Genomic DNA, 20,077 nt, shown 5'->3' with positions numbered 1-20,077 from the left:
AGCGCCTTCAGGCGTGCCCGTTCGTTATCCGACAACGCCGAGGCATCGTCCCGCTCGCGCTCCGCGCGGCGGACCCACAGCCGCAGCGTCTCGCCCGTGCAGCCAATCTTCGGTGCAATCGACTGGATCGCCGCATGCTGCGACGAATACTCCTCCTGGTGTTCCCACACCAGCCGCACCGCCCGTTCCCGGACCTCCGGGCTATACCGTGTCGTCTCACTCATCGCTCTATCCTCCCAAGGATCAGAGCCTCCGGAAAAGTCGGTACGGTTCAAAACACCCCCGACTGCCGCGACCCCGGCCCGCTGTGCGGGCCGGGGTTTCCCTCGCTCCGAGGGTTTTCGCGGGCGGCGCTGAACTCGCTGCGCCTTCGGCTTCGCTCAGACATCCAGCGCCCCGTTTCTATTTTGAATCGTCCCGCGAAAACCCTCTCCACTCGGCGCGACGACAACGGGGGATTCAAGGTCAAGACAACAGCCGTCCCGACGGTCGTGCCAGGGGAGGATGGCTAACTTTTCGGACATCTTGGGCACGCTCGGCCCTCGGCCGTTGCGTGCCGCGCCCGCAGGGCGGGCGCCAGGGGCTTTCGAGCGGCGTTGCCTATGGTTAGGCGCAAACATGGGGATGCGTTCGGTTTTGACCTTCGCCTCCCGTATGGAGCCCCTTGCGGAAGGGTTCTCGGGCCGGGAGAAGGCGCTGGATGTCTGAGCGAAGCCGAAGGCGTAGCGAGTTCAGCGCCGCCGGCCCGAGGGCCCTGGAGCAAGGTCCCCGGGCGAAATCCGGGTGCCCTTCTTTGGGTCCTTTCTTGGGCAAGCAAGAAAGGACCTCGCGGCGCGCTGGCGAGTCAGCGCCTGGCAGTATGTGGACCGAAGGCACCGTGAACACCCGAGGCCGAACCAGGACCAGCCACCACGAGGCAGGCGGCCGGACGGAGGCACGTAAAACCGAGAGCGCAAAGCCTGTCTCGCTGGGGGCGAGGGCAAGAGAGGGCCGCGCGTCAGGCCTCGCCCATGAGCCAGGCGCTGGCGGCGCCGGCCAGACTCATCAGCGCGAGGACGAAGATCGCCACCTCGGTGCCCGCCAGCTGCGCCAGCAGCCCGAACAGCCCGCCGACCAGCAGCAGGGCACCAATGACCGTGTTGCTGACCGCGGTGAACGCGGCCCGGGTCTCCTGCGTGGCCATATCCACCAGATACGTCTTGCGCCCCAGGCGCACACCGGCATGACTGACCCCGAGCAGGAAAAACAACGCCGCATAGAGCCAGCCGCCGGGTACCAGTGCGTGGTCGGTATCCACCGGCACGAACCAGACGCCCAGCGCGACCGCAATGCCAAGCCCGGCGGCCAGAAGGCCAGACAGGATCAGCACCCAGCGCGCCGAGCGGTCGGACAGGCGCCCCCAGACCGGGGCGCTGACCGCCGAGGCCAGGCCGCTGGCCAGGATCAGCAGCCCCAGGGTGCCGAGATCGCCGGCGGTGGCGTCCTCCGCGAGCAGGACGTAGAAGGGCAGGGCCAGCGCGGTGCTCATCAGCAGGGCGCGGGTCAGCACGAAGTGGCCAAAGGCGCGGTCGGTCCACAGCAGGCGCATGGAGCGGATGGCCTCGGTCACCGCGTTGCCGCCGCCCTCGGTGGAGCCCGGGTCCTCGCGCAGCCGGGTAAAGGTCGCGGCGGCCACCCACCAGGCCCCGGCCGAGGCGGCCAGCAGGGCGACGAAGACCCCGATGCCGGCCTCTTCGAGGTTCGCCAGCGTCAGGTAGATACCCAGGCCCAGGGTGAAGAAGCCGGCGAGGGAGGCGGCATAGCCCATCACGGTTCCGCGCTGGTGCTTGGCGATGGTCTTGCCGAGCACATCCTTGGAAGCCACCGAGTTGATCCCCCGCGACAGGGCAAAGACGATCAGGAGCCCGAGGATGGCCCAGCCGGCGGCGGCGCCCTCCAGGGTCAGGGCGACGACAGCCATGCCGGCGACGGCCAGGCCGGACAGGACACTGCCCAGCACCCAGAAGCCCTTGCGGATCGCCCGGCGGCGAATGGAGGCGGCAACGAACAGTTGAGGCAGCAGCGAGCCGGATTCGCGGATCGGCACCAGGAAGCCGGCGAAGGCGGCCGGGGCGCCCAGGGCGCCGAGCAGCCAGGCCAGCACCAGTCGGGCCGAGGCGAGCTCGTCGCCAATCTTGCTCAGGGTGTTGGCGACCAGGTGGACGAAGAAATTGACCGGCTGGGCGCGGCAGGCGTTTTCGGGGATGTCCTTGCAGACGCGCGCGTCCTCGTCGCCGGCAATGGTTTCGTACAGTCCGATAATCGGGCGCGGAAGCTTGTCCAGGTCGTTGGCGGTCATGAGGTCTTTCCGTTGCGTTGTCCCGTCATTGCGAGGAGCCGAAGGCGACGTGGCAACCTCCAGATGCTGGCAGGGCGGCGGGATCCGGTGGTGCCGGAAGGCAGATTGCCACGGTGCCTGCGGCACCTCGCAATGACAGGGGCGGGTGCGACGCGCTACCGGCGCCCGGCCAGCGGGTCGCTCGGGTCGACGCTGTCGCGGAACGGCTTGCGCCGGTCGAGGTTGGTCAGCTGATAGACGTTGCCCAGCCAGTTATTGATCACCGCCAGCGCGGTGTCGTGCCAGGTGTTGTCGAGGCGATCCAGCAGCAGTGCCTCGGGCAGGGCCGGGATCTCGGTGCAGTGTTCCAGGGCGGCCTCCACGTGCTCGCGGTGCTCGTCGAGGATGGCCGCGGCCTGCGGCATCAGGTAGTTCTCCGGCAGCGGCGGGTAAGCGTCGCGTTCGCCCTGGATATAGCGCACCACCTCGCGTTTGTACTCCTTGAGCAGGCTGATCGAGTCGTATTCCGGGTGGCCCTGGAAGAAGACCATGCGAAAGCCGTCGGGCGAGGCCCCCAGGTGGATCCCGGACTGGTCACTCTCCACCAGCACGCGCAGGCCGTGGCGCTCGAACTGGTCGCGCGAGACATCGTTGTAGCGCGAGTGCGGCACGTCGAAACGGGTGTTCACGCCGGTGACCAGCGGATGCCCGCGGTCGACCACGCGATGCGGGAACACGCCCCACAGCTTCTCGCCCATATGCCGGCGGTGCTCGCCGTAGCGCGCCTGCAGCACGGCGTGGGTGGCCAGGCAGGAGCACAGGGTGGAGGTCACGTTCTCCCAGGCCCAGTCGACCACCTCGGCCAGTGGTTCCCAGAAGGGTTCCAGGGCCAGATCCGGCTGGGTCACGTTGGCGCCGGTGATGATCAGCGCGTCGAGGCCCTCCTTCTTCAGGTCCTCGAAGGATTCGTAGTACTGCTTGACGTGGTCGCGCCCCTTCGGCCCGCGCTTGAGCTGCGGCAGGGTGAACGGGTGGATATAGAACTGCGCGATCTGGTTGCTCTCGCCGATCAGGCGAAAGAACTGGCGCTCGGTGGCCGCGAGGGCCGCGTCCGGCATCATGTTCAGCAGCCCGATGTGCAGGGCGCGGATCTCCTGCTGCTGGGCGAAGTCGCTGGGCAGGACGGTCTCGCCCTCGCTTTTCAGGCGGGCAAAGGTGGGCAGGTCGGAGTAGGCGACAAGTGGCATTACAGACGCGCCTCCCGCTCCAGGGCCATGCAGACCAGGTCGTCGAAGTCGGCCGCGTTGCGCACCCGCGCCAGTTCCGTGGTGCTGATGGTGTAGCCGTGACTCTCGGCGATCGCCTCGTAACGTGGCAGGCGGGCACGGAACAGCCGCGAGAAGACCCAGCGCACAAACGCGTCGGGGTCGATCTGGGCGACGTAGTCCAGCCCCTCGTCGCGCATGTATTCGGCCAGCTGCTGGTCGAGGAAGGCCTCGCGGTAGTACAGCGGCTTGGGATCGCTCTCGGCGCGCTCGATCAGCTGGCGCTCGTCCTCGTCGGTCGCCTTGATGTAGAGGATCAGCGTGTGCTCCGCGAGGGTCTCCAGCACGCCGGGGCTGTCCAGCTCGCAGACCGAGCCGCCGGCATCGTTGACGAAGTGCGGATAGCCGAACAGCGTCTGGGACTTGCTGATGAAGTCGGGCACGTCGAGCATGGCCTGCACCTCGGCCTCGTGGTGCAGGGTCTGGCGGCGCTTGAACTCGGTCAGCGGCAGCCCGCCCAGCTCCGGGTTGCCGAGCTTGCCGAGGAAGCTCGCCACCGGGTGCAGGTTGTCCACCGTGATGTTGTTGATGATCTGGATCGAGTCCGAGCGCAGCAGATCGCGCAGGAATGGCACCGCCATCGCCTGGGCCTTGATGTTGTCCAGGATCGGTTCGCTCAGGTAGCGCGTGCCGATGCGGTAGTCGCCGGAGTAGTGGAACCAGTCCTCGCGCCGCAGCATGTTGGACAGGCGCGTCTTGCCGACACCGGACATCCCCAGCAGGGTGATGCGGCGGTGGTCCTGGTTGCGGTACTCGTCGGGGGTCAGGCGCATGATGTTGGTTTTATCGACGCAGGATGAACAGGATACCGGCGATCACCGCCAGGCCACTGATGACATAGTGGTCGTACTGGAACTGCAGCCCCAGCAGACCGCGCAGGCCGAACAGAATCAGCCAGGCGCCGAGCAGAATATTTCCCAGAATGCGCATCCGTGCGGTTTCCCCTAGTTCTCGCGTATCAGTTGGCTCAGTTCGCGGAACTGCGGATCGGCCGCGTCGCGCAGCCACTCGAACAGTACCGACTCGTGGTTGGTGATGATGGCGCCGGCGGCGCGCAGGCGCTCCAGTCCGTTGCGCTTGCGCTCGGTATCGCGCGAGCAGACTCCGTCCTCGACCACGAACACGGTCACGCCCGCCTCCAGCAGTTCCAGTGCCGTCTGGGTCACGCAGATGTGGGTCTCCGCGCCGGTCAGGATAATCTGGTCGCCGCGGGTCAGGCGGGTGTGCAGGTCGGCTTCGGCGCAGCAGGAGAAGGCCGTCTTGTCGGTGACCGCGCCCTCGCCGTCCAGCGCCTGTTGCAAGGGTGCGGTGACCTCCCCCAGGCCCTTCGGGTACTGGCGCGAGACCTCGATCGGGATGCCGAGCTTGCGCGCCGCCTCGATCAGGCGCGCGGTATTGCGCTCGACCTCGGCACGGGCCGCCTCGGGCATGGCGGCCAGCAGGCGTTCCTGCAGGTCGATCAGGACCAGGCGCGACCGCGCGCGCTCGCAGCGGGCCCGTGGGTTATGCGTGGCGGAGGCGGACATTACTCCAGCAGGTCGTCGATGGCCTCGAGGTCGGCCACGCTCAGGCGACCGGCCGCGCGCTGCAGGCGCAGCGACTCGCCGAGGAAGCCGTAGCGGGCCTCGGCGTAGTCGCGTTCGGCGCGGAAGACCTCGCGCAGGGCGAGCAGGACGTCCACCTGGGTGCGGGTGCCGACCTCGAAGCCGGCCTCGGCCGCCTCGAACGCGGACTGGGTCGAAACCAGCGCCTGCTCCAGCGCGCGCACCCGCGAGTTGTTGGAGATCACCGACAGGTAGGCGCTGCGGGTGTCCTGGGTGGTGCGGCGCTCCACCAGCGACTGGCCTTCCTGCGCGGCCTGGAAGTCCTCGCGGGCCTGGCGGGTCAGGGCGCTGACGCGCCCGCCGGTGTAGAGCGGGATCTCCAGTTGCACGCCGACCTGGGCGTCGGTGCCCTCGAAGAAGGCGCCTCTGGCATCAGCTGGTACATCCAGGCCGTGGTAGCGGTTCTCGCGCACCGAGGCGTTCAGGTTGAGCCGCGGCAGGCCCTCGGCGCGCTGGCGCTGGATCTGTTCGCGGGCGGTCTCGGTGCTCAGGCGCTGGGCGGCCAGTTCCAGGTTGTTGGCGAGCGCGATATCGACCCAGGCCTGCGGATCGGCCGGTTCCGGCGGGGTCAGCTCGGCCTCGTCGCGCAGCATGTCCAGCTCGTCCCAGTAGGTGTTGGTGATCACCGCGAGCTGCTCGCGGGTCAGGTCCAGCTGGTTCGCGGCGGCGATGCGTTCGGCCTCGGCGATGTCGCGCTGGGCCTGGGCCTCGGTGACGTCGGTGCGGGCGACCAGGCCGACATCGAAGCGGCGCTGGGTCTGTTCCAGCTGGCGCTCGATCGCCTCGACCTCGGCCTCGCGGAAGGCCAGGGTTTCCTGTGCGATGAGCACGTCGAAGTAGGCCTGGGCCACGCGCAGGATCAGGTCCTGGCGGGCGGCATCCAGTTCGGCCTCGGCGCGGGCGATCTCGAGATCCACCTGCGCCAGCTCGATGTAGTTGCGGCGGTCGTAGAGGCTTTGGGCCAGATTGACGCCGAAGCTGGTCTCGCGCCCATCAATGCTCGGTTCATTGCGGCCGTCGCGGTAGAACGCGCCGGCCTCGGCCTGCCCGGAGATCTGCGGCAGCAGGGCGGAGCGCGCGAGCGGCCGGTTCTCCAGCACGCTGCGGTACTCCGCCTCGGCGGTGCGCAGTTCGGCGTCTTCCGCGGCCGCGCGCTCGTAGACCTCCATCAGGCTGGAGGCGGTGGCGGGGGCCGAGATCACCAGGGCCAGCCCGGCGGCGGCGAGAAGCGACGGCAGACGGTTCATGGACGCGACTCCGGAGGATATTAGGAAACGCCTATCCTATCAGAGCATGTTCCGGCATGGGGCCTCCGGCGCGCGCCCCGTGCCGGGGCGCAGGCGACCGGCTCAGAATTCGAACGCGGGCTTCGGCTCGAAGCCAACCAGCGGCTTCACGCGGGTCTCGAACAGGCCCTCGTGGCGGCAGTCGTCTTCGGTGGTCCGGGTGATCAGCTGGGCCTCCATGATCGGGCCATCGCCAGTGACCACGAATAGCCGGCCGCCGAGCGTCAGGTAGGGCTCGAGGAAGTCGTCGTATTCGGTCATGCCGCCAGTGAGGATGATCGCGTCGTAACGCGGGCGCGGCGGGGTCCAGTCACGGGTCACCGTGGCGGTGCGCAGGTGGGCGTTATCGAGACCCAGATCCGTCAGGCGGTTACGCGCCGCGAGACGCAGATCGTCGATCCGCTCGATGCTGTCGACCCGGGCCGCGAGGTGGGCCAGGCAGGCGGTCACGTAACCGGAACCGGTGCCGATCTCCAGTACCGTCTCGGTGGGCTGCGGCGACACGGCCTGCAGCAGCCGGCCGACCACCACCGGCGGCAGGGTGTTTTCGCCGTGCCCCAGCGGGATCTCGGAATCCGCATATGCCAGGGCCTGGTAGGGCTCGGGCATGAAGCGTTCACGCGGCAGGGTTTCCATCACGTCCAGCACGCGCGTATCGAGCACGTCCCAGGGGCGAACCTGCTGCTCGACCATGTTGATCCGGGCCTTGGCGAAATCCATCGCGGTTTCCTCTGTACGCTAAACAGCCGCGAAAGAGTACGTTCACGCGCCGAAACAGGCAAGTAGGAGGCCAGCCCTCTGGCCGATGGGGTGTTGACCAGACCCCATCGGCCAGAGGGCTGGCCTCCTGCGGGGGGGTGCCGCTATTGCCCGCAGGAGCGCAGCCCCCTGCGCGATGGGGTTCTGGTGATGCCCTATCGGCCAGAGGGCTGGCCTCCTACGCGTCGGGGTGCTCGTCGAGGACCTCCGCAATCGCGCGGATGCGTTCGCGCTGCAATGCCTCGCCCAGGGCCTTGCCCTTGTAGCCCTCAGCCATCAGGGCCTGCGGTTGCACGGCCTGCGCGGCGGCCACCGCGCGGCGTACGGCTTCGGCCTGCGGGTAGGGCTTGTCTTCCCAGCCGGTGCGCCCGCGGAAATCCGCCTCCACTGCGAGCAGGAAGGGCTCGACGTTCTCCGGGCGGCGCAGGGCGTCCAGTCCGTCCACCAGCTTCATTACGGTCTTCGGGCGCAGTTCGAACACGCGATGGACCAGGCCGTGGTAGCGCGCCACGCGCACCGCGAGGTCGCGGTAGCGATTGGGGATGCGCAGGCGTTCGGCCAGGGCGCGGATCAGGTCCACCCCGCGTTCCTCGTGCCCGTGGTGACTGGGCAGGATGTCGGGGTCGGTCGTGCCCTTCCCGAGGTCGTGCACCAGTGCGGCGAAGCGCACCTCCGGGGCGTCGGACAGGCGGGTCGCCTGGTCCAGGACCATCAGCGTATGCACGCCGGTGTCGATCTCCGGATGGTAGCGCTCGGGCTGGGGTACGCCGAACAGCCGCTCGATCTCCGGGAACAGGATGGCGAGTGCCCCGGCCTCGCGCAGTACCTCGAGGAAGCGCCGCGGTGCGGGGCTCTTCAGGGCCTTCTCGCATTCTGCCCAGACGCGCTCGGGGACCAGCGCGTCGACCTCGCCGGAGGTGACGAGCTCGCGCATCAGGGTCAGCGTGTCGGGGGCCACCTGGAAGCCCCAGGGCGCGAGCTGGGCGGCGAACCGGGCCACCCGCAGCAGACGTACCGGATCTTCGGCAAAGGCCGGGGAAACGTGGCGCAGCCATCGGGCTTCCAGATCTTCCCGTCCGCCATAGGGGTCGATCAGGCGGCCGTCGGTGTCCTCGGCCATCGCGTTGATGGTGAGATCGCGGCGTTCGAGGTCGTCCTCCAGGGTCACCTCGGGCGAGGCATTGAACTGGAAGCCGTGGTAGCCGCGCGCGGTCTTGCGCTCGGTGCGCGCCAGCGCGTATTCCTCGTGGGTCTCGGGGTGCAGGAAGACCGGGAAGTCGCGTCCGACCGCGCGAAAGCCCGCGGCCTCCATCGCCTCCGGCGTGGCACCGACGACGACGTAGTCGCGTTCCGTGAACGGGCGTCCCAGCAGGCGGTCGCGAACCGCACCGCCGACGAGATAGGTCTGCATGGCGGCCCCGGGTTCGCGATCCGGGTCAGCCGCGGCCCGATCCGCGGTTGAGAGTACGCAGTTGCTGCATGCGGGCCTCACGCCCGGCGCCGCCGCCACCCAGATAGCTGGGGGCAATGGATTCGAGCCGGGTCGGGCAGGGCAGTTGCTGCTCGCCGTCGCAGACCGAGTCGATGGTCAGCGAGGCGAAGTTGTCGCGCGACAACGGTTTGCCGGGCACGAATTCGAGCACGCTGGCCTGCAGCTTGCCGGCCCAGTCGGGCAGGCCGATCACCGGGCGCCGGTGACCGGAGACGCGTCCGACGTAGCGCACCAGCTCGGCCAGGGTGTAGGTCTTCGGGCCGCACAGCTCGAAGCCCTGGCCGAAGGTGTCGTGGTCTTCCAGGGCCTCGACGAAGTGCTCCGCCACGTCGCCCACGAACACCGGGGCGAAACGCGCCCGGGCGCGGGCCAGGGGCATCATCGGCGAGAACTTCAGCAAAGTCGCGAAGCGGTTCAGGAAGGAATCCTCGGGGCCGAAGATCACCGACGGGCGAAAAACCGTGACCGCCAGGGATTCGCTGGCGAATACCGCCTGTTCCGCCGCGCCTTTGCTGCGCAGGTAGTGGCTGGGGGCGTCGTCCATGTCCGCCTTGAGCGCGCTCATCTGCAGGAAGCGGCGCACGCCCTGGGCCTCGGCGGCCGCCAGGGCCTTCTCGGTCAGCTCGGTATGGGCGGTGCGGAAACCGGCGCCGCTGTGCCCGCGCTCGTTGAGGATGCCGACCAGGTTGATCACCGCGTCCTGCCCCGCGAACACGCGCTCCAGGGTGGCGGGGTCATGGGCGCTGCCTTCGACCAGATCCACCTCGGGGTTGACCAGGAGATCGCGGTGGCGATGCGGACGGCGGGACAGCACGCGGACCTTCAGGCCGCGATCAATCAGTCGGCGAATGATGTGGTGGCCGACGAAGCCCGTGCCGCCCAGCAGGCAGACATTGCGAATCGAATCGATCGACATGGTGGCAAGGTCCTTCCGAAAGCGAATGCGGGACGTCTTATACTCGGGTGACCTGTATTGTTCAAACAAGCCCGTATTTCGGGCCCTGACGCCGAGGCACCGATATGCCCGAACTGACTGCGATCAATCCTGCCACCGGCGAGACCCTCGCGCGCTACCCGCGCATGAACGAGGAAGCGCTGGAGGCCGCATTGTCTCGTGCCGCGAGCGCGGCGCCGGACTGGGCGGCGCGCCCCGTGACGGAGCGCGCCGCGCGCCTGCGCGATCTGGCCGGCGTGCTGCGCGAGGAACGCGAGACCCTGGCGACCACTGCCACACAGGAGATGGGCAAGCGCCTGGCCGAGGCGCGGGCCGAGGTCGACAAGTGTGCCGCCGCCTGCGAGTACTACGCTGAACACGGCCCGGATTACCTGCAGGACACCATGATCGCCTCGGACGCGAGCCGCTCGTTCATTGCCTGGCAGCCGCTGGGGACCGTGCTGCTGGTGATGCCCTGGAATTTTCCCTACTGGCAGGCCTTTCGCCAGGCGATCCCGGCCACGCTGGCCGGCAACACCGTACTGCTCAAACATGCCTCTAACGTTCCTGGCTGCGCCGAATACCTGGAGCGGGTGTTCCTGGCGGCCGGGTTCCCCGAGGGCGTGTTCCGCAATCTGCCGGTGGGTTCCGACGCGGTGGAAGGCATCATCACCGATACCCGCGTGCAGGGCGTCAGCCTGACCGGATCCGAGGGGGCCGGCCGCGCGGTCGGGGCGGCCGCAGGCAAGGCGCTGAAATCCTCGGTGCTGGAACTGGGCGGGTCGGATGCCTTTGTGGTGCTGGCCGACGCCGACCTCGACCATACGGTCGAGCAGGCGGTGCGCGGGCGCTTCCAGAACAACGGCGAGACCTGCATCGCCGCCAAGCGCTTCATCGTGGAGGAACCCATCGCGGATGCTTTCGTCGAGCGCTTCCGGGCGGCCATCGAGGCGCTGGTCATCGGCGACCCGATGGACGAGGGTACGAACATCGGCCCGCTGGCGCGCGACGATCTGCGCAGTGAGCTGCACGACCAGGTCACCCGTAGTGTTGCGGCCGGGGCCCGCCTGATGACGGGGGGCGAACCGCGCGAGGGCGCCGGTTGCTTCTACCCGCCTACGCTGCTGGATGCCGTGGAACCCGGGATGCCGGCCTTCGACGAGGAGACCTTCGGCCCGGTCGCAGCGGTTACCCGGGCGCGCGACGCGGACCATGCCATCGAGCTCGCCAATCGCTCGCGCTTCGGCCTGGGCGGCAGCGTCTGGACCGCCGATCCGGTGCGCGGCGAGGCCCTGGCCCGGCGGTTGGAATGCGGCTGCGCCTTCGTCAACGGCATCGTCAAGAGCGACCCGCGCCTGCCCTTCGGCGGCGTGAAGGACTCCGGCTACGGCCGCGAACTCTCCGAACTCGGTGTCCGCGAATTCGTCAACGCCAAGACCATCTGGATCGGCTGAGTCGACTGGGCGCACGGCGCAGATGTCTGCCCTCTCGAAGGCGCCGGGGCCCGGCTTTGGGGGGTGGGCGGGGCCTCAAAGGTCGGGTGCGTCCCCGTCCTCCACGATCACACGGTTGCGGCCGGTGTTTTTGGCCTTGTAAAGGGCCTGGTCCGCTCGTGCCATCACGCTGGTCGGTGTATCCCCGGCACGAAAGGTCGTGACCCCAAGGCTGATCGTGACGGCGCCCGCGGTCGGGGAGGGTTCGTCTTCAATGGCCCGGCGCAGGCGCTCGGCGATGCGGGTGCCCTCACGTCGGCCGGTTTCCGGGAGCAGGACCACGAACTCTTCGCCGCCCCAGCGTGCCAGGATGTCGGTATCCCGCAGTTCCCTGGCCACCCGGGCGGTTGTCTCCAGCAGGACCTGGTCCCCGGTCTCGTGACCATGGGTGTCGTTGATCGCCTTGAAGCGGTCCAGGTCGAACATCACGAGCGCGCTGGAGCCTCCGTGACGATGGTAATAGGCCAGGGCTCGCTTCAGTTCCGCGTCCAGGTGCTGGCGGTTGGCCACGCCGGTCAGATGGTCGGTCGATGCCTTCCGCCGGAGTCCGATCTCCAGCCGTTTGCGCTCGGAGATGTCGATCCCGACCCCGAGGAGATAGAGCTCGCCATCGAGCTCGACCCGGAAGCCGTTGAAAAGATAGGGGGTCTCTGTGCGTCTGGTAATCAGTCTGCTTTCGACCTGCGCGTAGCCCTGGGTGAGCACTTCCTGGATGGCGCGCGCCGTGGGTTGGCGGTCTTCTTCCGCCAGAAGTTCCAGGGCATTGAGCCCGTTCAGCTCCGTGGCCGTGCGGCCAGTCACCGCCATCATGCGGTCGTTCCAGCGCACCAGGTGCCCGCGTGAATCCAGCTGATAGAACACCCCGGGGAGGCTTTTCAGGATGGAGTCGGAGAGCCTTTTCTCCTGGCGCAGTCGATCTTCCAGGGCGCGCCGCTCGGTAATGTCCCGGATGATGGTCGAGGTCTGGCGGATTTCGCCGGTCTCGCTGTGCTGCACGATGATGGCCTGGGATACCGGCACCTCCCGGCCCTGGGCATCGAAGAGCGCGGTTTCGCCCTCCCAGAAACCGGAGCGACGGGCTGTGGGCAAAGCCTCCTCGAGGACCTTGCGGGCGGCCCATTCGGGATGTACTCGCCACACGGTCTCCTCGACACTCAGGGTCTCGGGCGGGAGCCCGGAACGGTCCCAGCCGTGTTCGGGCCTCATGAGCGCCCGTCCCGTGGCATCGGGCAGCCCGAAGAACTGGCGCGCGGCGGCATTCATGTAGAGCATCGCGCCCTCCCCGTCATGCATGCTCACCAGGTCCCGGGTGTGGTCCAGCACCGCCGCCATTCGCCGCAGGTTGGTTTCCAGTTCTCGTTGCTCGGTGATGTCCTGAAGGGCCACGATCATGCGTGCCGGTGCGCCATCGTCACCACACTGGATGTGGCCGCGATGGCGCAGCATGCGCACGTTGCCGTCCTGGTCCACGACGCGGTGGACAATATCCAGCTGTCCGCCGTTGAGGGCATGTTCGATGGCCGCCCGGACCCTTTCCCGGTCGTCCGGGTGTACGGCCAGAACGAAGGATTCCAGGGTGCAACCCGGGGCCTCGCGGTCGATGCCCAGGATGCGGCAGGCCTCGTCGGACCAGTTCACCTCGCCAGCGCAGAGGTCGGCCGTCCAGCCGCCGAGGTGCGCGATTCGGTGGGCCTCGGCCAGTTCCTGCTCCCGCTGTCGCAGGGCCGCTTCGGTTTCGCGGCGGGGGCTGATATCGCGCACTGTAGCCAGGATCTCCGTGCCGCTGTCCAGGTCCAGGCGGCTCAGGAGGACCTCGGCCGGGAACTCGAGGCCGTCCCACCGGCGGTGACGCCATTCGAAGAACGCCTCACCCTGCTGCATGACCTGATCGAGACGGGCGATGGAGGCCAGCCCGCTGGGGCGACCATCGGGCTGATGGGAGGGAGACAAATCGGTGATGAGGAGCGAGGTGAGTGTGGCCTTGTCGGGTACCCCGAACATGCTCACTGCGGCAGGGTTGGCGTCCCGCAAGCGGTCGCCGTCGAGAAACAGGATTGCATCCCGCGACTGCGCGAATGCCGCCCGATAACGACACATCCCGCGGGAGGAGTCCGGCTCGACTTGTTTGCGCGTGCACTCCATGACCGCAGTCCGCTCCGGGCTGATTCTTCGTCAGCCGCTTGTGTCTCGTGATGGTCCGGTTTTTACCGTTCTCCCTGATCTCAATTGTAGCGGGCCGACGCAGAGAATAGAAGCAAACGCTAATATTGGAATCCCGAAGCCGCGCCGTGACCGTCTGCCCCTTGGGGGCCCGGCGCGCACCTCCCGTAATTGCCAGCAGACCCCACAACCAACGCCGTAGCAGTTGGTTGGAGGGCTTGTTGCAGGAGATAAGTGAAGCGGGCGGCTGACGCGGATGACCCCGTCGTCGGAGGCCAGGACCTCGCGCTGGCAGCCGTGACGCTGGGCGGGGGCAAGCATGCCGCCGTTGTGGCCGTCGGCGAGTACTCGGAGGGGTATAGCCGCCCACCGCTTGTCGTCAGGCGCTGCAGGCGCGGCGCATCCGATACAGTCCCAGTTCCAGTTGCTTGCGGCTGCCGTGGTGGTCGCGCTTGGCGATGATGCGGGCGACCAGGGGCTCGTCGCGGTCGAGGAGGTCGGCGGCGAGCTGGTTCTGTTCGCGCGGCAGGTAGCCGAGCTGGTGGTCGATCCAGTCGATGGCAACGGCCTTGTCATCGTGCGGGTTCAGCCGCTCGCGGCGCAGGGTCAGGGCCTGGCCGCGCTTCAACGCATTCCACAGCTTCGGGGCGTCGTGGTGGCGGTAGCCGGCCAGCGGGATGGTCTGCAGCAGTTCCTCGGTGGTGGCGGTGGCGTTGTAGCGGCCGCGCTGGGCGTAGTAGCCGCGCAGTACGGGGGTGCGGCGAGCCTGGCGGTTGGGGGTGTTCGATTGCATGGTCGCGCTCCATCTGGGGGTTTGCGACCTTTGTAGCACCGGGGGTGGCTCACAGAATGAGCCACCCCGGCTAATCGTGTCTTGCGGACCCCGGGGCGGCCTCCCAGTGCACGGGGTCGCCCCGCCGGATGGTGCCCGGCTCCAGTGGCCGCAGGCAGATGCCGCTGTCCTGGCGCAGGGCGCCGGCGAGGTTGTAGCCGACCACCTGGTTGAGCCAGCCGCAGGGCGGGCGCGGCCGTGTGATGGCAAAACGCACAACACCGATGCGCAAGGTTCCCGCGCGCGGGCTGCGCCGGAGGCCGCTGACCACGAGGTTGCGGCGGTGGTCGCCGGGCGTCGGGGTCGCGGGCTGGCGCAGGCGCCGCGCCCGCCGCGTGGCGCGGTCCAGCTCGGCGCTGCAGATCAGGGTGACGGGGCAGGATTCCACCGTGTGCCAGTGGCCCTGCCCGGTGGCGTAGCGGTCACCGGTCAGGCCCGCTTCGGTGACCTCCACGGCGGCGCAATCGTGCATGGGTGCGCCGGCCCGAGCGGCGATCCAGATCGCTTCCAGCCGGCCGGAGACGGTGGCGGCCTTGCGGCGGGCCAGCCAGCGGCGCAGCATCAGGACGAAGCCGCGTATTGCGCAGCGGCCTCGCGCAGCGTGGTGGCGACACGGGTGCGCAGGCTTTCGGGGGCCAGGACCTCGACCCCGGGACCGTGGCGCAGGATCTCCTGGATCAGCTCGGTGGGATCCCCGAAGGGCACCCGCAGGTGGTAGTGGTCGTCCTCGAAGTGGCCGGTCTGGTCCGGGTGCCAGGTCTCGTCCGCGACCCAGCGGGCGTGTTCCGGGGTGAAGCGCAGCGCCGCCCATTCCTGTGCGGGGCCGGTGAAGATGCCGAAGGCCGCGCCGGTGTGGGCATCCAGGGTCGCTTCGTCGATGTCGTGGTAGGGGCCATCGGTCGCCCGGGTGGACCGGATGCGTTCCAGCGCGAAGGTGCGCAGGGCCCGGGCCTGCTCGCACCAGGCGATCAGGTACCAGTTGTCGCGGTAGTACAGCAGGCGCTGCGGGTGCACGACGCGTTGGGTGGCGGAGTCGCGGGCACGGCCGTGGTACTCGATCGCGATCGGTTGTTCGTCCAGGGTCGCGGCGGCTACGGCCTGAAAGCCGTCGCTGCGGTTGCTGCGCTGGGCCAGGGGCTGGATGCGGATGCGGCGGCGCACGGCGTCCGGCTGGTGCCCGCCGCTGGCGAGCAGCTCCCGGATACGCTCCTTCAATGGCCCCAGTGTGGGCGCCAGCAGACCCGGCTGCACGTCCTCCAGGAGCTGCTCCATGGTCAGGAGCGCGAGCAATTCGGATTCGTTGAACCATAGCCCCGGCAGCTCGAAGGCCGGGACATCCTGTGCGTAGCGGTAGCCGTTGGCCTCCGCGTCGTACTCGATCGGTGCCTGCATGAAGTCGCGCATGTACTCGAGGTCGCGCTTGATGGTCGCGCGCGAGACCTCGAGCGCCTCCATCAGGTGCGCCAGCGACGGCGGCTGGCGCGCCTGGAGCAGGCGGTGCAGATGGAAGATCCGCTCGGCGCGGTTCACGAAGTCAATGCAGGGGTGGACATTTCCGGAACGCTACGTGGAGAACCTGCCCCTTGGCAATGTCACGGGTTTTTTTCGTCGGCTGCGCCGCTCCGGGGCCCTGAGCACAGGTCATTCGTCGAGAGCGGCTGCGAGCGGTCGCGGGCTCGCAAGATGCCCCTTCCGGATGGGGATTGCGGTTGGGACGGTCGTCGCCGTCCGCAGGCCGTTTCATGGACGCGGGCATGTCCGGCCGAGGCGCCGGTGGTCTGCGCTGGACGGTGATACCTTCGAGGCAGGCCTCCAGGATGAGCTCGCGGATCGTTTCGTGGGCCTGGTCGCGGGCCTGCGGTCCGCAGCAATCCGCGGGGGCGATGATCCCCGTCTCCAGCAGATCGCGGAGTTCCTGGCCGCACCACTCGGCCACTATCCGGCGCGACGGCTCGTCGATGATCCGGAGCGAGGGGTCGGGGTTTTCCAGCCATGCGTCGAGCGTGAACATTGTGCCTCCTAAGAAATGAGAACCATTCGCATTCATAGTCGTCGAGGGAGAGGCGCGAGTCAAGCATTGAATGCGAGCGATCATGAAGATCGGTGGATTTTGTGGGCCGGTCCGCTCTCTCCGGCCCTGCCCGGGGCCGAGGACCGAGGGCCGTCAGTGTCTCCTCGGGGGAGCCTCACGGACTGACTCTGCCAGACGCGCAGCAGATCCGTCCCGGGTCCGACGGGCTTGCGGGTCAGGGGTGGTCGAGTCGTACGAGCAGGCGCTGTTGATCTCCCGCAACCGGCGGCGAGCGATGGACGGCTCCAAGCCCCCCGCACGTAGGTGAACGTTCGCCTTTCATGAGGATCACGGATCCGCTCTCAAGTGCCAAGGGCGGATGGCCTGCAAGAACGCCCTCGTTGTCGCCGCAACGGAGCCGGTCGCGGTTCAGGAAACGGTCGTCTGCATATTCGGTTCCGGGGCCGGTGTAGCTGCAGACCATCCGCAGCACGTTGTTGTCCACGTGAAACAGCGGGCATGGCTGGTGGGCCAGCACTTCGAGCTGGAGGCGGACACTGATCGCATGCGCGACGACGGCAAAGTTGTGCGCCAGGCGCTCCAGATCGTATGCCAGACGATGAACCCTGAACGGTGCCCGGTCGATGGCGCCGTGCAACCGTTCGCGCACCTGGTCCGGTCGGCAGTGGATGTCCAGAATCATCCCGGGGCCGCGGGACAGCAGCGCCCGGGCCTGGTCCCGGAGTTGCGGATCCAGGCTTCGGCGCCAGATCAGCGCGTTCACATCGTGGCGGTGAATGCCCTTGAGCTCGGCGGCGCGGTCGACGAAGCGGTGCCTTGACGGCGCGCGCTCGACCGGCTGCGACGTTCGCGCAGTGTTCATGCGGTTACGTCCGGGCGGGACTCTCGGGTTTCCGGGGCATCCACCTCGGGCTCGGCGGTCTCGGACCCCAGGCGCCAGACCGGGAAGGGATCCGCGTAGCTCAGCCAGCGTTCCGGGCCTTCCAGCATCTCGTCGTCGGTGAGCAGGCAGGCGTCGAGACGTCTGCGCATCGCATCCGCGTCCATGTGGATCCCGATCAGTACGATCTCCTGGCGTCGGTCCCCGAAACGGTCATCCCAGACCGGCGCGATCGCCGTCTCCCACCAGTCTTCGTGGGTGGGGCGCTGCTCCGGGGATACGGCAGCCCACCAGAACCCGGCAGCGTGGTGGGTCAGCGCCCCGCCGGCCTGAGACAATGTGCCGGCCCAGTCGGGGCGCGAGGCCAGCCAGAACCAGCCCTTGCTGCGGATGATGCCGGGCCATTCCTCGTGCAGCAGGGCAAAAAAGCGCTCCGGATGAAATGGCCGATTGACGCGGTATACGATGCTGGAGATGCCGTATTCCTCGGTCTCCGGGGTGTGGCCACCCATCATCTCCTGGGCCCAGCCGGCGGCTTGGGACGCGCGGTCGAAGTCGAAGCGTCCGGTGCCCAGCAGGGACTCCGGCGCGACCTGGCCGTGTGTGGTTTCGATGATTCTGGCGTCCCGGTTAAGGGCGCGCACGACGCTGCGGACAGTATCCAGTTGTTCCGGCGACGGTCGATCCACCTTGTTCAGGACAATGACGTCCGCGAACTCGATCTGATCCACCAGCAGGTCAACGACGGTGCGGTCGTCTTCCTCCCCCAGGGATTCGCCGCGGTCGCCCAGAAAATCGCTGGACGCGTAGTCCTGCAGCAGGGCACCTGCATCCACCACCGTGACCATCGTGTCGAGGCGGGCGACATCGTCCAGGGACTGGCCGTCTTCGTCGCGGAAGGCGAAGGTGGCCGCGACCGGCATGGGCTCGGAAATGCCGGTGGATTCGATGACCAGGTAGTCGTACTGCCCGGATTCGGCGAGGCGGCGCACCTCCACCAGCAGGTCGTCCCGCAGCGTGCAGCAGATGCAGCCGTTGGTCATCTCGACCATGCGGGCATCGGTACGTGTGACGGCATCCTGGCCGCCGCGCACCAGGGCGCTGTCGATGTTGACCTCGCTCATGTCGTTGACGATGACCGCGACGCGCAGCCCCGACTGGTTGTGCAGGATGTTGTTCAGCAGTGTGGTCTTGCCGGCGCCGAGAAAGCCGGAGAGGACGGTGACGGGCAGGCGTTTCATGGTACCTCCAGGGAATCGGGATGCCCGGGCGTCGGAATGTGCCCGGATGGAAGGGTTGGGCAGGCTCAGCGCACGAACACGTGTTCGGCCTTTTCCTGGCGTTCCTTGACCTCGATGCAGAGGGTCGCCGTCGGGCGGGCCAGCAGGCGGGGCAGACCGATCGGTTCGCCGCTCACCTCGCAGTAGCCGTAATCGCCGGTTTCGATGCGATGCAGGGCCGCATCGATCTTTCGCAGCAGGCGGCCTTCGCGCTCCTGCACCCGCATCGACAGGAGGCGCGACTCCTCCATTGCTGCCCGGTCGAGCTCGTCCGGGGTGCGTTCGTTGTCGCGCAATCCGTCCCGGGCGCCCTCCATGTCAGCCAGGATCTCGTCGCGCATTTCGAGCAGGCGCTCGCGGAAGTACGCGAGCTGGGCCTCGTTCATGTAGGCCGCGGCAGGCATGGCCAGCAGTTCGTCGCGGGTCATGGGGTTCCGTCGGTTGCGATCAGGATGTTATACCATAACGTTTCGATTGCGCCCCGACAACACGGATCGGCCACCGTCCTGTGATGGGGTCGACCCGCCTGCAAAAAGGTGTCTTATGTCCTCTACCTGTGTGTCTCCGGCCTCGCCGGATACGGAAACCTCCGCGACCGATCCGCTACCGGATATTGCCGCGTCGGCTGCTACGCACGCCTCTGCGCTCGACTGGGTGGGTATGGAAGACATCACCCTTCCGCTGTATCTGACCGGCCAGCCAGTGATCGCCCGGGCAAGCGCGGGGGTGAGCCTCGACGACGCGGGCGCGCGCGGTATCCATATGTCACGGCTCTACGGGGCCCTGCGACAGCTGGAGTCCCGCGAGCTGGACGTTGCGCTGCTGTGGGGCGTGCTCGAAGCGTTTCTGGCTTCGCACGATGGCCTGTCCAGCGTGGCCGAGGTCCGTCTGGCCGGGGAGCTGCCGCTGGAACGGCCGGCCCTGGTCAGTGCCGCCGCGGGCTGGAAGTGCTACCCGTTCCGGATGGCTGCACGCAGCGAGTCCGGGGTGGTGTCCCTGGAGCTGGAGGTTCAGGTGGGCTATTCCTCCACCTGTCCCTGCTCCGCGGCCCTGGCGCGGCAGGCGATCCAGGAGCAGTTCGACCGCGACTTCACGCGAGCGGCTGTGGATGCCGCAACCGTGCGCGAATGGCTGGGCCGGGCCGAGGGGATTGTCGCGACGCCCCACAGCCAGCGCAGCGAGGCAACCGTCACGGTCGGTCTGGAACCGCTGGTATCAACGCTGCCCCTGCCCGATCTGATTGATCGCGTGGAACAGGCGCTGGGCACCGCCCTGCAAACGGCGGTAAAGCGTGTGGACGAGAAGGCTTTCGCGCTCGCCAACGGCCGCAATCTGATGTTCTGCGAAGATGCCGTACGGCGCCTGGACAGCACCCTGCGCCCGGAGTACTCCGCCCGCGGCTATCGCATCCAGGTTCGCCACCGCGAGAGCCTGCATGCACACGACGCCGTCGCGCGGGTCGTGCGTCTGCCGTCAGCGGAACGCTGAAGCAGCCAGTTGGAGCGTGGACCGCCACAAGGCGGTGGGGTTGGTCAGGCATCTGCCAGGTCGCTCTTCGGCAAGCGTGTGGACACGTAAAAAAGCCGCCGGATACGCAATCCGGCGGCAATGCTTACGGAGGTTGGAGAGACCAAAGGCAGGAAGTCACCTTTCGTCCTGGCGACACACAGCTGTCCGGGCTGC

The 20,077-nt window shown here is 68.0% G+C and carries 21 protein-coding genes; 3 read left to right on the top strand and 18 right to left on the bottom strand.

Annotated features, from left to right (window positions below; translation table 11 throughout):
* A partial coding sequence (locus tag D105_RS15100; protein ID WP_026280477.1) for a transposase occupies positions 1-224 on the bottom strand: 224 nt, incomplete at its 3' end.
* A gap of 280 nt (positions 225-504) precedes the next feature.
* On the opposite strand from D105_RS15100, the gene D105_RS15275 reads away from it, so the two are divergent.
* Complete coding sequence (locus tag D105_RS15275; protein WP_081618662.1) at positions 505-708, top strand: hypothetical protein; 204 nt, start codon at positions 505-507, stop codon at positions 706-708.
* A 289-nt stretch (positions 709-997) separates the two neighbouring features.
* Here the strand turns inward: D105_RS15275 and D105_RS0111535 are convergent, their stop codons facing one another.
* The 9 genes from D105_RS0111535 to D105_RS0111495 form a co-directional block, all read right to left on the bottom strand.
* Positions 998-2,338, bottom strand: a complete 1,341-nt coding sequence (locus D105_RS0111535; RefSeq protein WP_018878513.1) for an MFS transporter — start codon at positions 2,336-2,338, stop codon at positions 998-1,000.
* 155 nt (positions 2,339-2,493) lie between these two features.
* Complete coding sequence (locus D105_RS0111530; protein ID WP_018876863.1) at positions 2,494-3,564, bottom strand: homoserine O-succinyltransferase; 1,071 nt, start codon at positions 3,562-3,564, stop codon at positions 2,494-2,496.
* Positions 3,564-4,415, bottom strand: coding sequence for a hypothetical protein (locus tag D105_RS0111525; RefSeq protein ID WP_018866677.1), 852 nt, complete (start codon positions 4,413-4,415; stop codon positions 3,564-3,566). The genes D105_RS0111530 and D105_RS0111525 overlap by 1 nt, the downstream gene beginning before the upstream one ends.
* A gap of 10 nt (positions 4,416-4,425) precedes the next feature.
* Positions 4,426-4,572 carry a hypothetical protein gene (locus D105_RS15210; protein WP_012983821.1) on the bottom strand — a complete coding sequence of 49 codons (147 nt, stop codon included), beginning with the start codon at positions 4,570-4,572 and terminating at the stop codon, positions 4,426-4,428.
* 14 nt (positions 4,573-4,586) lie between these two features.
* On the bottom strand, positions 4,587-5,168 hold the full coding sequence (locus D105_RS0111515; protein ID WP_018878512.1) for an isochorismatase family protein: 582 nt from the start codon (positions 5,166-5,168) through the stop codon (positions 4,587-4,589).
* The gene (locus D105_RS0111510) at positions 5,168-6,493 is read right to left on the bottom strand and encodes a TolC family outer membrane protein (protein ID WP_018876865.1); all 1,326 of its coding nucleotides are present in this window, start codon (positions 6,491-6,493) and stop codon (positions 5,168-5,170) included. Before D105_RS0111510 ends, D105_RS0111515 begins: the two co-directional genes overlap by 1 nt.
* A 102-nt stretch (positions 6,494-6,595) precedes the next feature.
* Positions 6,596-7,252 (bottom strand): protein-L-isoaspartate O-methyltransferase, encoded by a 657-nt coding sequence (locus D105_RS0111505; protein WP_018866680.1) that lies wholly within the window; start codon positions 7,250-7,252, stop codon positions 6,596-6,598.
* Between the two features lie 217 nt (positions 7,253-7,469).
* Positions 7,470-8,702, bottom strand: a complete 1,233-nt coding sequence (locus D105_RS0111500) for a multifunctional CCA addition/repair protein (RefSeq protein WP_018878511.1) — start codon at positions 8,700-8,702, stop codon at positions 7,470-7,472.
* Between the two features lie 25 nt (positions 8,703-8,727).
* Positions 8,728-9,699, bottom strand: coding sequence for a complex I NDUFA9 subunit family protein (locus D105_RS0111495; RefSeq protein WP_018878510.1), 972 nt, complete (start codon positions 9,697-9,699; stop codon positions 8,728-8,730).
* A gap of 104 nt (positions 9,700-9,803) precedes the next feature.
* Between D105_RS0111495 and D105_RS0111490 the strand changes: the two genes are divergently transcribed.
* The gene (locus D105_RS0111490; RefSeq protein ID WP_018878509.1) at positions 9,804-11,171 is read left to right on the top strand and encodes an NAD-dependent succinate-semialdehyde dehydrogenase; all 1,368 of its coding nucleotides are present in this window, start codon (positions 9,804-9,806) and stop codon (positions 11,169-11,171) included.
* A gap of 75 nt (positions 11,172-11,246) precedes the next feature.
* Here D105_RS0111490 and D105_RS0111485 read toward each other — a convergent pair whose 3' ends face one another.
* The 8 genes from D105_RS0111485 to dksA all read right to left on the bottom strand — a co-directional run bounded on the left by D105_RS0111485 (position 11,247) and on the right by dksA (position 18,822).
* Positions 11,247-13,352, bottom strand: a complete 2,106-nt coding sequence (locus D105_RS0111485) for a diguanylate cyclase (protein ID WP_018878508.1) — start codon at positions 13,350-13,352, stop codon at positions 11,247-11,249.
* Between the two features lie 397 nt (positions 13,353-13,749).
* Complete coding sequence (locus D105_RS0111480; protein ID WP_018878507.1) at positions 13,750-14,163, bottom strand: HIRAN domain-containing protein; 414 nt, start codon at positions 14,161-14,163, stop codon at positions 13,750-13,752.
* A gap of 70 nt (positions 14,164-14,233) precedes the next feature.
* Positions 14,234-14,764, bottom strand: a complete 531-nt coding sequence (locus D105_RS0111475) for an MOSC domain-containing protein (RefSeq protein ID WP_018878506.1) — start codon at positions 14,762-14,764, stop codon at positions 14,234-14,236.
* Positions 14,764-15,732, bottom strand: coding sequence for a YafY family protein (locus D105_RS0111470; protein ID WP_018878505.1), 969 nt, complete (start codon positions 15,730-15,732; stop codon positions 14,764-14,766). Before D105_RS0111470 ends, D105_RS0111475 begins: the two co-directional genes overlap by 1 nt.
* Before the next feature lie 4 nt (positions 15,733-15,736).
* On the bottom strand, positions 15,737-16,213 hold the full coding sequence (locus tag D105_RS0111465; protein ID WP_018878504.1) for a hypothetical protein: 477 nt from the start codon (positions 16,211-16,213) through the stop codon (positions 15,737-15,739).
* A gap of 235 nt (positions 16,214-16,448) precedes the next feature.
* On the bottom strand, positions 16,449-17,096 hold the full coding sequence (locus tag D105_RS14830) for a DUF1826 domain-containing protein (RefSeq protein WP_081619308.1): 648 nt from the start codon (positions 17,094-17,096) through the stop codon (positions 16,449-16,451).
* Positions 17,093-18,355: a zinc metallochaperone GTPase ZigA gene (gene zigA, locus D105_RS0111455; protein WP_018878502.1), complete on the bottom strand. Its 1,263-nt coding sequence runs from the start codon at positions 18,353-18,355 to the stop codon at positions 17,093-17,095. Before zigA ends, D105_RS14830 begins: the two co-directional genes overlap by 4 nt.
* A 65-nt stretch (positions 18,356-18,420) precedes the next feature.
* A complete protein-coding gene (gene dksA, locus D105_RS0111450; RefSeq protein ID WP_017940914.1) occupies positions 18,421-18,822 on the bottom strand; it encodes an RNA polymerase-binding protein DksA in 402 nt (133 codons plus the stop codon).
* Positions 18,823-18,937: 115 nt separating this feature from the next.
* On the opposite strand from dksA, the gene folE2 reads away from it, so the two are divergent.
* Positions 18,938-19,882 (top strand): GTP cyclohydrolase FolE2, encoded by a 945-nt coding sequence (folE2, locus tag D105_RS0111445; RefSeq protein ID WP_081619307.1) that lies wholly within the window; start codon positions 18,938-18,940, stop codon positions 19,880-19,882.
* Positions 19,883-20,077 lie beyond the last annotated feature (195 nt).

The organism is Thioalkalivibrio sp. ALE28 (assembly GCF_000377425.1).
Lineage (GTDB): Bacteria > Pseudomonadota > Gammaproteobacteria > Ectothiorhodospirales > Ectothiorhodospiraceae > Thioalkalivibrio.
Note: the sequence above shows the minus strand (reverse complement) of the source record. Positions and strands in the feature narration are given on the sequence as shown.

What these genes read in the sequence shown, in the direction of transcription:
- D105_RS0111480 (WP_018878507.1), bottom strand. Translation starts at nt 14,163, where the DNA reads ATGCAATCGAACACCCCCAACCGCCAGGCTCGCCGCACCCCCGTACTG.
- D105_RS15210 (WP_012983821.1), bottom strand. Translation starts at nt 4,572, where the DNA reads ATGCGCATTCTGGGAAATATTCTGCTCGGCGCCTGGCTGATTCTGTTC.
- D105_RS14830 (WP_081619308.1), bottom strand. Translation starts at nt 17,096, where the DNA reads ATGAACACTGCGCGAACGTCGCAGCCGGTCGAGCGCGCGCCGTCAAGG.
- D105_RS0111515 (WP_018878512.1), bottom strand. Translation starts at nt 5,168, where the DNA reads ATGTCCGCCTCCGCCACGCATAACCCACGGGCCCGCTGCGAGCGCGCG.
- D105_RS0111535 (WP_018878513.1), bottom strand. Translation starts at nt 2,338, where the DNA reads ATGACCGCCAACGACCTGGACAAGCTTCCGCGCCCGATTATCGGACTG.
- D105_RS0111495 (WP_018878510.1), bottom strand. Translation starts at nt 9,699, where the DNA reads ATGTCGATCGATTCGATTCGCAATGTCTGCCTGCTGGGCGGCACGGGC.
- dksA (WP_017940914.1), bottom strand. Translation starts at nt 18,822, where the DNA reads ATGACCCGCGACGAACTGCTGGCCATGCCTGCCGCGGCCTACATGAAC.
- D105_RS0111465 (WP_018878504.1), bottom strand. Translation starts at nt 16,213, where the DNA reads ATGTTCACGCTCGACGCATGGCTGGAAAACCCCGACCCCTCGCTCCGG.
- D105_RS0111475 (WP_018878506.1), bottom strand. Translation starts at nt 14,764, where the DNA reads ATGCTGCGCCGCTGGCTGGCCCGCCGCAAGGCCGCCACCGTCTCCGGC.
- D105_RS0111485 (WP_018878508.1), bottom strand. Translation starts at nt 13,352, where the DNA reads ATGGAGTGCACGCGCAAACAAGTCGAGCCGGACTCCTCCCGCGGGATG.
- folE2 (WP_081619307.1), top strand. Translation starts at nt 18,938, where the DNA reads ATGTCCTCTACCTGTGTGTCTCCGGCCTCGCCGGATACGGAAACCTCC.
- D105_RS0111510 (WP_018876865.1), bottom strand. Translation starts at nt 6,493, where the DNA reads ATGAACCGTCTGCCGTCGCTTCTCGCCGCCGCCGGGCTGGCCCTGGTG.
- D105_RS0111500 (WP_018878511.1), bottom strand. Translation starts at nt 8,702, where the DNA reads ATGCAGACCTATCTCGTCGGCGGTGCGGTTCGCGACCGCCTGCTGGGA.
- zigA (WP_018878502.1), bottom strand. Translation starts at nt 18,355, where the DNA reads ATGAAACGCCTGCCCGTCACCGTCCTCTCCGGCTTTCTCGGCGCCGGC.
- D105_RS0111530 (WP_018876863.1), bottom strand. Translation starts at nt 3,564, where the DNA reads ATGCCACTTGTCGCCTACTCCGACCTGCCCACCTTTGCCCGCCTGAAA.
- D105_RS0111505 (WP_018866680.1), bottom strand. Translation starts at nt 7,252, where the DNA reads ATGGATTTCGCCAAGGCCCGGATCAACATGGTCGAGCAGCAGGTTCGC.
- D105_RS0111490 (WP_018878509.1), top strand. Translation starts at nt 9,804, where the DNA reads ATGCCCGAACTGACTGCGATCAATCCTGCCACCGGCGAGACCCTCGCG.
- D105_RS15275 (WP_081618662.1), top strand. Translation starts at nt 505, where the DNA reads ATGGCTAACTTTTCGGACATCTTGGGCACGCTCGGCCCTCGGCCGTTG.
- D105_RS0111525 (WP_018866677.1), bottom strand. Translation starts at nt 4,415, where the DNA reads ATGCGCCTGACCCCCGACGAGTACCGCAACCAGGACCACCGCCGCATC.